Here is a 12,428-nt window from a genome sequence, read left to right on the forward strand (position 1 = left end):
TTATTTTTCCATTCATCCCCAAATAGCGTGCGCTGTACATAGTTATATCATACCTGTCCGTGAAAAAAAAGACTTTCCACCAATTTCATGAAAATTTAAGCAACGGTCCGCAGACTATTTGTAGAATGCCTTAAACGCCTTATACGTATGATAGACATCCAGCTTGGAAGCCAGCTCAAAAGGAGAATGCATGGACAGGATGGGCACGCCCAAATCCACAGTATCCACATCCATGTGCGCCACAAACTGGGCAATGGTACCGCCGCCGCCCACATCCACGGCTCCCAGCTCACCGGCCTGCCAATACACGCCTTCCTCCTCCATAATGGCAATGACCTTTGCCATGGTCTCGGCGCTGGCGTCGTTGGAGCCGGACTTTCCCCTGGCTCCCGTATACTTTGTCAGCACACAGCCTTTGTTGATATAGCTTGTGTTGCGTCCCTCGTACACATCCGGGAAGTTGGGGTCGAACGCAGCATTCACATCCGAAGAAAGGCACAGGGATTTTCTCAATACTTCCCTGGGGCTGACACCTGCCTGTTCCGCCAAATCTTCTATGTAATGAAGCACAAAATCCGAATTCAGACCCGTGTTGCCGGTGGATCCGATCTCTTCTTTGTCAGCCAGAATGGTCACGGTTGTGTGGGCAGGCTTCTTTGCGTCTATCTCAGCCGTCAGAGCCGTATAAGCGCAAACCCTGTCATCCTGTCCGTAAGCGCCTATCATGCTGGTGTCAAAGCCAACGTCCCTGGCCTTTACAGCGGGTACCATTTCAATTTCAGCGCGGAAAAAGTCTTTTTCCGTAATTCCGTACTTTTCATTTAAAAGACTTAAGGCCATCAGCTTTACAGGCTCTTTTACCTCCTCATCCTGGAAGGGGAGGGATCCAACCACAATATTCAGCTCCTCGCCCTTTAACCCGTCCTTTAAGGGACGCTCGTTCTGCCTGGCAGCCAGGTGGGGAAGCAGGTCTGTCACGCAGAATACCGGCTCCTTCTCATCCTCTCCAATGGAAACCTCCACCGTCTCTCCGTTTTTCTTCACCACCACGCCGTGCATGGCCAGGGGAATGGTCCCCCACTGGTATTTGCGGATTCCGCCGTAATAATGGGTTTTGAAAAATGCTATATCCTCCTTCTCGTACAGGGGATTGGGCTTTAAGTCCAGCCTGGGGGAATCAATATGGGCTCCGTTGATTCTCAGGCCCTGGTCCAGGGGCTTCTTTCCAAAGGTGGTGGCAATCAGCGATTTGCCCCGGTTCACATAATACACCTTATCTCCCGGCTCATAGGATTCCCCTGAGTCAAAGGGCTTATAGCCTGCCTTTTTAAGCATCTTTACCGCTTCCTTCACACACTCCCGCTCGGTCTTTCCCACATCCAGAAATTCCTTATAGCCCTCGCAGTATTTAAACGCCTTTTCCGCCTGCTCCGGTTTATCCTTTCCAATATGAGGGAACGCCCATGTAAGCTGCTCCTGTAATTCCTGTCCTTTTGTCTTCTTAGCCATTATTTTCCTCCTGGTATATTTTATTTATATAATCTGATGCTTTACTGACTTAAGTTATGACGGTTCCGCCATCTATAATTCAAATGTCCGCTTCCGCCCGCAGCGCTTCGCTTCCTCCCCCTGTCCGTTTCTTCCTGCCGGGCTGAGGCGTCTGTGCTTCACATCCAGCAAAAGCGCGGAGGATTGGGCATCACCGGACCCGGCAGCGGCTTCTATCATCTTCTTAATCTCATCCTCTCCCAGCCGGGCCGACCGGACCATAAAGCCCAGGATATCCCGCTCTCCCCGCTCTATCAGCCCCTTTGCGCCTTCACCGGCATGAGTCCTTACATAATCCCAGTACTCATCCTCTGCACTTTCCCTTAAACCGCAGGGCCAGTACAGGCGGTACAGGGCCAGACGCACTGCCAGCTCCGGCTTTTCCTGGACCTTTACATGTGGAAACAGCCTGTCATATTCATCAAAACGGAAATCCCCTCCGTCAAAACAGTACCGGTACATATGGCCGCAGCCGTGCATTTCCCTCATGATGATGCGGGCCGGTGTGTTCTCCACGGACTCCTCAAAAAATTCCGGAAATATAAGCTTTGCCAGGAGCGTCCCCGAACCGGACCTGTAATTTACGGACAGGGTCTGGTGAAGCTCCGACAGGATATCCTTAAAACAGGACTTCCTGCCCTCCGCAACGCGGATATCCAGGCACCTGAGACCTGTACAGCCGGTAAATACCCCGGCTCCCCAGTCCTCCACGGCGCTGCTGCATGAGAGCCGCTTCAGGCCGCTGCAGTTATAGAAACCATAGGCTCCCACCTTCCTGATTGTATCAGGCAGTATGATTTCCTCCACCCGGCTGCCGCAAAGCTCCGGCTCCCCCAGATATTCACAGGGCGGCGGTTCCCGCCTGCGCACTGTATCCGAAAAAAGGTAGCCTGCAAACTCGGTCACAGGCATGCCATCAACCGTCCCCGGTATCTCCAGAATTTTGTCCAAACCATAACAACGCTGGAGGCATACCCCGTCCAGCGTTTTTTCATATAATATTCTCATGGTATCAGTTTAATCAGTTTAGGGGATTTTTTCAAGACTATTTTACTTCCAGAAAAAATATTCAAAAAAATACCGGTCCGCCTGCCTCTTTTGACGCCTGCTTCCCGGTATATCCTGGAACGTATCTGAACTGCTGCACCCTTGGGTTCCTTCTATTCATCCACAAACCTGTACCCCACGCCCACCTCTGTGAGTATGAACCTGGGATTGGCCGTGTTATCCTCAATCTTTCTCCGTATATTTGCCATGAACACCCGCAGGGACTGGTAATCATCCGTGGTGTCATATCCCCACACCTCCTGCTGGATATAATGATGGGTCAGCACCTTGCCGCTGTTATTCACCAGAAGGACCATCATCTTATATTCCAGGGGAGTCAGATGTACTTCCTGGTCATGGACATACAGTTTACGCTTTTCAAAATCCAGCCGGAAATAGTCCAGACAGAACTCCTGCTCCTGGTGGTTCACCGTGGAGCTCTTATGGCGCAGCCCCACGCGGATTCTGGCCAGCAGCTCCTCGGCGCTGAAGGGCTTAGTCACGTAGTCGTCCGCTCCCTGGTCCAGGGCGCTTATTTTCTCCCGCTCCTGTCCCCTGGCGGAAACCACGATAATAGGCACATCGGACTTCTGGCGGATCTGGCGCAGCACCTCCATGCCGTCGATATCCGGCAGTCCCAAATCCAGCAGAATCAGGTCCGGATGATCCGCGTAAAAGAGGGATATGCCGGACAGTCCGTTATCAGCCAATATATAAGCGTAACCCCTTGTCTTCAGGGATATCTTCATAAAATTCTGTATGCTCTTGTCATCCTCAATGACAAGGATCGTTGTCTCATTCATCCTTCCTGTCCTCCATTGGCATTGATACTTCAAATACAGCTCCCCCCTGGGGGCTGTTGAAGGCCCTGATGGTGCCGCCCTGGGCCTCCACCATGGCCTTGCATATGGTAAGCCCCAGGCCCACGCCCCGCTGCTTATCCCCGTTCTCATAAGCAGTGGTAAAGAAATTATCGAAAATCTTATCTATCTTATCATTGGGAATCCCTATTCCATTATCTGAAACCACAAACTTCAGGCAATTTCCATCCTGTTTTACCCTGAGGGTCACCGTGGTGCCGGTCCCGGAATGGCGGAACGCATTGTCCAGAAGATTGACCAGAACCTGGATGAACAGTCTCCCGTCCACAGATACCAGAAGTATGTCCTCCGGCGTCTCCATCTTAAGTGTATGGTTCCCCACCCGGTTGGAAACCAGCCGGACAGCGGAGGCCACAAGGTCGTCCACCACTTCCTTCTTTTTATTGATATCCAGACGGCCCTCCTGGATTCGCGTCAGGTTCAGCAGGTTTTCCACCATGGTGCTGAGCCATTCGGAATCCGAGCATATATCCTTCAGCATGCTCTTAATCGTAGCTTCATCCATGATGCCCAGATTGTCCAGAAGAAATCCCGCACTGCCGGTAATTCCTGTAAGAGGCGTGCGCAGGTCGTGGGATATGCTCCTTAAAAGGGTGCTCTTTAACCGTTCCCGCTCTACCTGAATCCTGGTATTTTCCTTCTCCCGGCTGAGCAGCTCCCTCTCAATAACCAGGGTCAGCTGGGAAATGACCGTGTCCACATATATCTTTTCCTCTTCGCTTAAGGTCCAGCCCTCACAGTCAAATATAATCACACCGTAGGTCTTTTCCCGGTTGCGGATAGGCACGTACAGCCCATTGTCATCCGGAAACTGGCATTCTCCATGACCGCAGGGAATGGACTGCCTGTAGCACCATTCCGCCATGTAATTGGGAAATTCCTTTTTCTCGTCCTCCTTCAACAGGACGCTCACCGGCTTTCCGGTCAGATTGGACAGGCTTTCTTCGCTGTACTCCTTAATCTGCTGGTAACCGGACAGATTCAGGAATCCGCTTCCTATCTCATTCATCCTGGCCGTAATCTCTCTCTTTTTGTTGGCAATCTGCATCTGCTTCTGCAGCTTCACCACCAGGGTGGCCACAATAGAGGCAGCCGCCACAAAGACAATGGAGGATACCACGTAGTTCACATCATCCATATGGAACGTAAGCTTTGGCTCCGTAAAGAGATAGTTGAACGTAAAGGTAAAGACAATGGCCGCGCACAGGGCCCAGGCCAGGCTGCTGGTAGCCAGTATGCTGATGAGCACCCCCAGCAGATATACTAAAAGCAGGTTCTCCGCCCTGATCCCGCAGCTGTCCAGCACAATGGCCAGTATGGTGGAAATCACCCATATGACAGCCATTTTTGCACATGCCTTTACAAAGTCCAGAACCCAGTCCCAACTATATAACATAACTCCTTTTACTCTCCCTCTTCCTGCTTTTGCCCTAAAATGGCCTGGGCAAGGATCATGGGCAGGTTCACTGCCCTGTCCACTCCCAGCTCCTCAAACAGAGCCGCGTTCCTGGGGTTGTGCACCAGGCAGACGGACCGTTTGATTCCCAGGACCTTCCTGCCCATCTGGCATATCTCAAAATTATCCGTGTCCTCCCGGCCCAGGGCCAGGATAACATCATAATTGCGGATACCTGCTTCCTCCAGAATAAACTGCCTGCAGGGATCTCCCAGAACCGCGTTCACATTGTAGGAGGCGCAGAGATGCTCACAGAATGCTTTGTCCGGATCGATCACAGTTACCTTATATTTTTTCTCCATCAGAAGGCCGATGAGAAAATCCGCATATTCTCCCCCCAGCGCCACTGCTATCTTCATGCTCACACAGCCACCTCCCTGCTCACTGTCTCTGCCAGACGTCCATAATCATCCGCTGACAAATCATAGAGACTGATGGGTTTAACAGGCAGATCCGTAACCAGCTGGTGCCTTCCGGTGTCATCCAGACGGGCATAGACCTGGCTCACATGGAAAATACGGCTGGCAATCTGAGCCAGCAGGAGATTGGTATTGTCATCCTGGGTGGATGCGATAAACAGACCTGCATCCTCAATCCCGGCTGCCTTTAAGACCTGGGGATCCGTTGGGTCCCCTTCCATCTCATACCCCCTGAACTCCTCCGGCAGGTAACGGAAGCTTTCCCTGTCCTTATCCAGCACCACAACTTTATGACCTTTCTTATATAATGACTTTGCCAGCGCAGCCCCCAACGGTCCGCAGCCCGCGATTACGATACATTTATTTTTATGGAATAACATACGATCTCCTCCTTTCATTTATATGTTCCCAATTCTATTGTAAAAGAGAACCATATAAAGAAACTAGAGAAAATGTATTAAGGGGGCATAAAGATTCTATAAAGATATCTTTATCCCCCTCTTTATACTAAATACTATACCATGAATACCGGCCATGTCAAATCAAACCGGTCCCTCCGCCATGCCTACATGACTCCGAATGCCTTATAAAACAGCCATATGACGGTCCCCCCTATCAGTCCCACAGAGGTCACCACCCCTACCATAAATATGGCCGCGGCCAGCTGCACAATTACGCTGGAAATCAGCGGAAAGCGTTCACACAAATTATCTATCTTCTGTCCCACGGGACTCTTTAACTTAAATATCATTTTAGCTGTCATGGCAATTCCCTCTCTTCCTGCTTAAAGGATACTACCAGATAGCGTAAAGATTCTATCCATGGTTCACGGTATTGTATAAATTATCTGCAAATACGCGGCCCGCTCATATCCTTTAACCGGTAGGAAGTCTCCTCGGCAATGATATTTAAGACATTCTTGTCATTGGGCTTAATGATGTCTCCCCCTTTCATCTCCACACCAATGACCGCATAGACCGTATCGTCCTTATATACGGGCGTATATCTGGCCCTGGCTCCCGGCAGTGTATCTGTGGTGGCTCCGGCCTTATGATGGTTTTTATAGACCCAGGCCGCCACAGCCATCTCGTCCGGGTTCTTAAACAGGGAGGTAAGGCAGGACGCGTCCTCTCTTTCCGAGGCCGGATATATCTTCATCCGGTTCATTTTCCCGTCCAGCATATCGTATATAACAATGTTGCGTTTTAATAAGCTCTGTACCAGCCTTCCGCATATATCCAGTATCTCTTCACGGGTGGTTCCCTTTCTCAGATTCCGGTTGATACCAAACAGAATCTGCATATACCCCGATTCAGCCTCACTTTTCTCTGCTTCCCGCTTAAGCCTGGCCGCCATGGAGCTGGTAATCAGGGCACAGACAAGCATGGCCGCAAAGGTAAAAGGATAAATACTGCCGTCTGCCTGAAAGGTGTAGCGCGGCGCCGTGAAAAAGAAGTTGAACAGCAGCACCGATGCCACGGAAGCCAGAAGACCATAGGTACCGGCCCTGGTGACATAAGCTGCCAGCATGGTCCCCATCATGTAAATCATGGCCACATTGATGATGCCCAGCTTGTAGTGGTCCAGTACCATGGAAAGAAAGGTACATCCCGCCATGATAAGGCCTGTCTTTAAGATATCCATGCTGTATTTCCGTCCGTTTTCCGGCTTTTTAATCTTTCCGTTCTCCCTGGCCGCGGCATCCGGTATCACGTATACATCCATGTTGGGTACGGCCTTGATGAGACGGTCAATTATGGTGGGCTTCAAGTGGAGGAAACTGCGTTTCCTCACCGTCCTGCCTATGACAATCTTGGAAATGCCGTTCCTTCTGGCATAGCCCGCAATCTGCTGTACAATATCATCCCCGTAAAGGGTAATCACATTGGCCCTGAACTGCTTGGCCAGATTAATATTGGCCTCCATGCTCCTGCTGATTTTTGCATGTTCCCTTTTCATATCCGCTGTTTCCACCAGAACCGCTGTAAAATCCGCGTGAAACGCCCCTGCCATCCTGGCCGCAGTCCTGATTACCCTTGCATTGGTGGGGGAGGGGGACAGGCAGACCAGCACGTGCTCACCGGTGTAATAATCCTTGCCCGCCGCATCCCGCTCCCTGACCACCTCCCGGTTGACCCGGTCCGCTGTCCGCCTTAAGGCTATTTCACGCAGGGCAGACAGGTTTTCCACTGTAAAAAAGCGGACAGACGCCTTGTCCGCCTGGTCTTTGTGGTAAATCTTCCCTTCCTCCAGGCGCTGTCTCAGTTCCTCCGGCGCAATGTCCACCAGCTCCACCTGTCCGGCATCATCAAAGATATCGTCCGGGATTCGTTCATATACCCGCACATGGGTAATGGATGCCACGATGTCATGAAGGCTCTCCAGGTGCTGCACATTGACCGTGGTGTACACGTTGATTCCGGCGTCCAGCAGCTCAATCACATCCTGGTAGCGCTTTTTGTGACGGCAGCCCTGGGCATTGGTATGGGCCAGCTCATCCACCAGAATCAAATCCGGCCTTCTCATAAGGGCCGCATCCAGGTCAAATTCCTTCAGGATGATTCCCTTATACGTTACCGCCATTGGGGTCAGCAGCTCCATTCCGGCCAGCAGCTCCATTGTATCCGGCCTGTCATGGGGCTCTATGTATCCGGCCACCACATCCCGTCCCGCTGCCTTTTCCTGCCGGGCAGCCTCCAGCATGGCGTATGTCTTGCCTACTCCGGCCGCGTATCCGAAGAATATTTTAAGCCGTCCCCTTCCCTTGTCACTTTCCCTGGGGAAATTCTGCTTTAAAAGCAGCTCAGGGTCCGGTCTCTCATCCCGCTGCCCGTCCATAAGCCATTTCTCCTTTCTATTGCTCCGTTCTCTAAAACAGCTGTAGAGCTGCCGCAATGCACGGCAACTCTATACACCATAAGCAAATCATGTTTAAATCAGTCCATCCAGAGCCAGATTCACTTTCAGCACATTCACCCTGGGTTCTCCGAACATTCCCAGGAACCTGCCCGTGGTATACCTGCTGATGACGGCCTCCACATCCTCCACCGCCATATTCCGTTCCCTGGCAATCCGCTCTGCCTGGTAGCCGGCTGCCGCGGGAGAAATTTCCGGGTCCAGTCCGCTGCCTGAGCAGGTTACAAGGTCCACAGGAATGGGCTCCTCTCCCTTTTCCGGATGGGCTGCCCTGATTTTCTCCACCCGCTCAGCTATCATGGCTTCAAGCTCACTGCCTGCCGGTGTCTTGTTGGAGGCACCTGCATATGCCAGAGGCTCTCCGTTTTCGTCTGTAAATGTCCCTGTATCCACATTCATGACTCTGCCCCAAAGATACTGGTTTCCGGTAAACTCCTGGGCCAGAAGGGCGCTTCCATATTTAGTGCCGTCCTTGCCCACAATCACCGATCCGTTGGCCTCATGGCCAAATGCCACATTGGCCGCAGCCGTGATGACCGCCGGGTAAATGACGCTTGTTATGATTAACATGACCAGGAAAAAACCTGCCATTTTTGGCAATACTGATTTTACTGTTTTCATAAACATTCTCCTAACTTTGACTGATTCTGCTGTCTGCATCTGCTTCCTTCACACATCACACCACCAGCCCTGCGGCCGTGATCAGCACGTCGATTGCCTTGATTGCTATGAACGGAATGATGATTCCCCCCAGTCCATAGACCAGGAGATTCCCGGACAGCATCCGGGCCGCAGAGACTTCCCTGTACCTGACTCCCTTAAGAGCCAGGGGAATCAGGGCCACAATAATCAGGGCGTTATATATGATAGCCGAGAACACGGCGCTGTTTGCACTGTGAAGCCCCATTATATTGAGGGCTGACAGTCCCGGATACAATCCCATAAACAGTGCCGGGATGATAGCAAAATACTTGGCAACGTCATTGGCAATGCTGAAGGTGGTCAGGGATCCCCTTGTCATGAGAAGCTGCTTGCCTATCTTCACTATCTCAATCAACTTGGTGGGGGATGAATCCAGGTCCACCATGTTTCCGGCTTCCTTGGCTGCCTGTGTGCCTGTATTCATGGCCACCGCCACATCTGCCTGGGCCAGGGCCGGGGCATCATTGGTACCGTCGCCGGTCATGGCTACCAGATGGCCCCTGGCCTGGTAATCCCGTATCATGTCTAATTTGGCCTCCGGGGTTGCCTCTGCCAGAAAATCGTCCACACCGGCCTCAGCCGCAATGGAGGCAGCGGTCAGCGGATTATCGCCGGTAATCATAATGGTTCTGATTCCCATTTTCCTTAAATCCGCAAACTTTTCCTTCACACCCTGCTTCACAATGTCCTTAAGCTCCACCACTGTAGCTTTTCGCGAAAAACCCAAAAGCTTTTCGCATAAATTGCAAAAATCAACCACTTTCTGTAAATTAGCAAAAAATAAAAGGGCATTTGAAAGGTATTTTATTTCCTATCAAACGCCCTTTTACCTCTTCATTATCATGGCTCATCCGGTATGTATTCCAGTATATCTGAAATATCACAATTCAATGCCTTACAAATTCGGTCAAGATGATTCAGGCTGACGCGTTCAGCAAATTCATTGTATATGTCATTGATTGTTGACGCCCTGATTCCTGTCACTCTCGCTAATTTTGCCTGACTCCAGCGTTTCTCTCCAAGAAGCCTTGATAAATGAATTCTGACCATCCAATCACCCCTTACGGATGATTTTACCGCTTTCGACAGGTCTTTTTTCTGTTTTGTTATATTATAACGAATATCGTTATATTTTTCAGAAATTCGTTATGATTACTTCCTTGTATCTCTCGCGATTGCTTGCATTTCCAGCCAATGTAGTGTTACGCGTCACTTCTTTACAAGGATATTGAGAATACAATTCATGTATCCATGCTACATTATTATAGGAAAGAACAAACTTTCCTTTGATATGTTTTAAGACATCTGCAAGACGCTCATGATCTTTCATACTAAAGGCAGCACTATAATATCGTTCTGTCCCTACATAAGGAGGATCCAGATAAAACAGAGCATCCTTCCGGTCATAGACACTTATCAGATTCTCAAAATCCTTGTTCTCTATCACCACACCCTGAAGCCTCCTTTGGACTTTCCCCAGATAATCCATCGCATTCTCTATGCTTTTAGATGAAGTTGCAAATGTGCGGTAATCGCTCCCGAAGCTTATTTTTATCAAATAAAAAAAACGGGCAGCTTTTTGAATATCTGTCAATCCCCTCATATCCATCTGCGCTTTATAATCATAAAATTGTTCGCGAGAGGATAAAAGCCACTGCAACTCCTCCTGCAGGGCACTGCAATGATATTTAATGCAGCGATACAGATTGACTAAATTCCCATCCCGGTCATTGTACACTTCCAGCTGACCTGCTTGCTTCTCTTTTGCAAAGAGCACCCAGCCAGCCCCTCCAAATACCTCGATGTAACGTCCGATATCCTCCGGGAAACATCCTAGAATCTCCTTGCGTAATAGCCTCTTTCCACCAATCCATCCAATAAAACTATTCATCCATCGTCCTTTCTAAGGGGTAATCGGACGGATGTCTAAATATCTATTATTTCCTACCAATTAAACACATACCGATGGTTGACCATGTCGTACTTCTCTGCAATCCGGAGCGCACCTCTTGCATCTGTAATCATGCACTTGCCCTCATTGCTACCTGTAACCGGACACAACAAAAATGCGTCCCCAGCTGCATCCGTCTGGTAGCCGGTCAGCATGTAGCCCTCGGAATCGAACAGATACCATCCCCATGTCCTCCGCTCCATCTCCTGGAGCCAGTACCAGCCATTGTCCGCATAGCTGCCGTCTGCAAACTGGTACCACCAGCGCTGCCCGTCTGCCGCCGGCTGGAAGCCCTGGGTATATGTCACCGGGACCGGGGTGTAGTCGATGTCGCAGAGCCTAAGGGCCTTCTGCCAAGGTGTGGCTGACACTCGGCTCTTAATGGTCCCGTAGTTGATACCCTTAGCCTCAATACACCAGCCATCCCCGATATACACCCCGATGTGGCCCGGCTTCCACAGCGCCCAGCCAATCATGGACTCGTCCAGGTGGTCGATTCCTACCCGCTCCACGGCCGTGTCGTGATAGTTGTAGCTGCCGCGGATGCGCCCGGTGTACCAGCTGATGAGGCCAGAGCAGTCCGTGCAGTGCTGGCCTATGTACTTGACGGCCTTGGCCTTGTAGGTGGATGTATATGTGCCTGGATTCTCCCGAGCCAGGTGATCCAGGATGGTCTGTGTCAGGACCTCTCCCTTGGTTCCGTAGACGTAAGGGGTGCCCAGCTTGTCCTTACAATGCTGGATTAATCCTGCTGCCGTTTTACTCATGGTATTTACCTCCAATCTCAAAGACCTGGGAGTCATCCAAGGCCTTGCTACTATCTTATTCCTCACGGTCATCCATATCACTGGGGCCACCTATGCCACTGTCGTGTATTTCTGGATGTGGAACATTTGAAGGGGCATCATACAGATAAGGGGTTGGCTGCTTTGCTCCCAGATCAGGCCCTGCATCCACATATCCTCCATTGCCGGGGAGTTTTGCTGCATGCTTGATTGTTGTTTTTGCCATAACTTCTTTCCTCCTTCATCTTTTACAAGTCATTATTCTGTTGTTTTGGGTGGTTTTGTCCGTTTCCATATCTCTGCCACTCGTTCCCATCCGTCTAATGCCACCAATGCTACGATAAAGGCTGCAATTATACAAGCAAATACGGTATACCAGTCAATAGGGTGGTGAAGCCACGCCATCAGTGCGATAAAGACAGCTGGGCAAAGTATCAAAGATAACACAATGACTACCGCCTGTGTAGGTAGCTTGTCCAGTCCTGGCCAGGATTTAATAACCTGTGTGATGGCTGACACTAGGAATGCCATTAGCCCAATGGCAATCAATAGATACGATACGTACTGCATTATTGTACTTACATCCATACTTTTTTCCTCCTTGATTTGCATATTTATCTATAATAAAAGGCCCTTGCAGGCCTGAATTTTTCGTAATTAATGTGTATAATACGGATTTAATTAACCCATTGCTTATAAAAACATTTACATATTCACAATCCA

Annotated in this window: 15 protein-coding genes; all 15 read right to left on the reverse strand. The window is 50.2% G+C overall.

All coding sequences use genetic code 11. From position 1 onward, the window contains the following. Nucleotides 1-114 precede the first annotated feature (114 nt). A complete protein-coding gene (locus LI015_RS19475) occupies nucleotides 115-1,509 on the reverse strand; it encodes an aminopeptidase (RefSeq protein WP_002566744.1) in 1,395 nt (464 codons plus the stop codon). 72 nt (nucleotides 1,510-1,581) lie between these two features. Further along, on the reverse strand, nucleotides 1,582-2,556 hold the full coding sequence (locus LI015_RS19480) for a leucine-rich repeat protein (RefSeq protein ID WP_227126098.1): 975 nt from the start codon (nucleotides 2,554-2,556) through the stop codon (nucleotides 1,582-1,584). Between the two features lie 152 nt (nucleotides 2,557-2,708). Next, complete coding sequence (locus LI015_RS19485; protein WP_002572839.1) at nucleotides 2,709-3,398, reverse strand: response regulator; 690 nt, start codon at nucleotides 3,396-3,398, stop codon at nucleotides 2,709-2,711. Continuing rightward, entirely contained in the window at nucleotides 3,391-4,872 is a 1,482-nt protein-coding gene (locus tag LI015_RS19490) for a sensor histidine kinase (RefSeq protein WP_002572840.1), read from the reverse strand. Before LI015_RS19490 ends, LI015_RS19485 begins: the two co-directional genes overlap by 8 nt. 8 nt (nucleotides 4,873-4,880) lie before the next feature. After that, a complete protein-coding gene (locus tag LI015_RS19495) occupies nucleotides 4,881-5,291 on the reverse strand; it encodes a potassium channel family protein (RefSeq protein ID WP_002566748.1) in 411 nt (136 codons plus the stop codon). Between the two features lie 2 nt (nucleotides 5,292-5,293). After that, nucleotides 5,294-5,731, reverse strand: coding sequence for a potassium channel family protein (locus tag LI015_RS19500; protein WP_002566749.1), 438 nt, complete (start codon nucleotides 5,729-5,731; stop codon nucleotides 5,294-5,296). Between the two features lie 185 nt (nucleotides 5,732-5,916). After that, nucleotides 5,917-6,114, reverse strand: a complete 198-nt coding sequence (locus LI015_RS19505) for a hypothetical protein (protein ID WP_002566750.1) — start codon at nucleotides 6,112-6,114, stop codon at nucleotides 5,917-5,919. A gap of 80 nt (nucleotides 6,115-6,194) precedes the next feature. After that, the gene (locus tag LI015_RS19510; RefSeq protein WP_227126100.1) at nucleotides 6,195-8,189 is read right to left on the reverse strand and encodes a DUF4118 domain-containing protein; all 1,995 of its coding nucleotides are present in this window, start codon (nucleotides 8,187-8,189) and stop codon (nucleotides 6,195-6,197) included. Between the two features lie 93 nt (nucleotides 8,190-8,282). Further along, a complete protein-coding gene (gene kdpC, locus LI015_RS19515; RefSeq protein WP_002572843.1) occupies nucleotides 8,283-8,888 on the reverse strand; it encodes a potassium-transporting ATPase subunit KdpC in 606 nt (201 codons plus the stop codon). A gap of 55 nt (nucleotides 8,889-8,943) precedes the next feature. Then, nucleotides 8,944-9,777 (reverse strand): HAD-IC family P-type ATPase, encoded by an 834-nt coding sequence (locus LI015_RS19520; protein ID WP_334301048.1) that lies wholly within the window; start codon nucleotides 9,775-9,777, stop codon nucleotides 8,944-8,946. 32 nt (nucleotides 9,778-9,809) lie between these two features. Continuing rightward, nucleotides 9,810-10,019 (reverse strand): helix-turn-helix domain-containing protein, encoded by a 210-nt coding sequence (locus tag LI015_RS28835; protein ID WP_080633560.1) that lies wholly within the window; start codon nucleotides 10,017-10,019, stop codon nucleotides 9,810-9,812. 85 nt (nucleotides 10,020-10,104) lie between these two features. Then, the gene (locus LI015_RS19530; protein WP_007863067.1) at nucleotides 10,105-10,860 is read right to left on the reverse strand and encodes a DNA adenine methylase; all 756 of its coding nucleotides are present in this window, start codon (nucleotides 10,858-10,860) and stop codon (nucleotides 10,105-10,107) included. 53 nt (nucleotides 10,861-10,913) lie between these two features. Further along, entirely contained in the window at nucleotides 10,914-11,687 is a 774-nt protein-coding gene (locus LI015_RS19535; RefSeq protein ID WP_007863070.1) for a hypothetical protein, read from the reverse strand. A 55-nt stretch (nucleotides 11,688-11,742) separates the two neighbouring features. Then, nucleotides 11,743-11,931 carry a hypothetical protein gene (locus LI015_RS19540; RefSeq protein WP_007863072.1) on the reverse strand — a complete coding sequence of 63 codons (189 nt, stop codon included), beginning with the start codon at nucleotides 11,929-11,931 and terminating at the stop codon, nucleotides 11,743-11,745. A 267-nt stretch (nucleotides 11,932-12,198) separates the two neighbouring features. After that, a partial coding sequence (locus LI015_RS19550; RefSeq protein ID WP_227126102.1) for a hypothetical protein occupies nucleotides 12,199-12,428 on the reverse strand: 230 nt, incomplete at its 5' end.

The sequence above is a fragment of the Enterocloster sp. 210928-DFI.2.20 genome (assembly GCF_020554465.1).
Lineage (GTDB): Bacteria > Bacillota > Clostridia > Lachnospirales > Lachnospiraceae > Enterocloster > Enterocloster bolteae.

Excerpts from the sequence above, each read along its gene's own strand:
- LI015_RS19495 (WP_002566748.1), bottom strand. The coding sequence starts at position 5,291 with ATGAAGATAGCAGTGGCGCTGGGGGGAGAATATGCGGATTTTCTCATC.
- LI015_RS19505 (WP_002566750.1), bottom strand. The coding sequence starts at position 6,114 with ATGACAGCTAAAATGATATTTAAGTTAAAGAGTCCCGTGGGACAGAAG.
- LI015_RS28835 (WP_080633560.1), bottom strand. The coding sequence starts at position 10,019 with ATGGTCAGAATTCATTTATCAAGGCTTCTTGGAGAGAAACGCTGGAGT.
- LI015_RS19475 (WP_002566744.1), bottom strand. The coding sequence starts at position 1,509 with ATGGCTAAGAAGACAAAAGGACAGGAATTACAGGAGCAGCTTACATGG.
- LI015_RS19510 (WP_227126100.1), bottom strand. The coding sequence starts at position 8,189 with ATGGACGGGCAGCGGGATGAGAGACCGGACCCTGAGCTGCTTTTAAAG.
- LI015_RS19485 (WP_002572839.1), bottom strand. The coding sequence starts at position 3,398 with ATGAATGAGACAACGATCCTTGTCATTGAGGATGACAAGAGCATACAG.
- LI015_RS19535 (WP_007863070.1), bottom strand. The coding sequence starts at position 11,687 with ATGAGTAAAACGGCAGCAGGATTAATCCAGCATTGTAAGGACAAGCTG.
- LI015_RS19480 (WP_227126098.1), bottom strand. The coding sequence starts at position 2,556 with ATGAGAATATTATATGAAAAAACGCTGGACGGGGTATGCCTCCAGCGT.
- LI015_RS19490 (WP_002572840.1), bottom strand. The coding sequence starts at position 4,872 with ATGTTATATAGTTGGGACTGGGTTCTGGACTTTGTAAAGGCATGTGCA.
- LI015_RS19500 (WP_002566749.1), bottom strand. The coding sequence starts at position 5,731 with ATGTTATTCCATAAAAATAAATGTATCGTAATCGCGGGCTGCGGACCG.
- LI015_RS19530 (WP_007863067.1), bottom strand. The coding sequence starts at position 10,860 with ATGAATAGTTTTATTGGATGGATTGGTGGAAAGAGGCTATTACGCAAG.
- LI015_RS19540 (WP_007863072.1), bottom strand. The coding sequence starts at position 11,931 with ATGGCAAAAACAACAATCAAGCATGCAGCAAAACTCCCCGGCAATGGA.
- kdpC (WP_002572843.1), bottom strand. The coding sequence starts at position 8,888 with ATGAAAACAGTAAAATCAGTATTGCCAAAAATGGCAGGTTTTTTCCTG.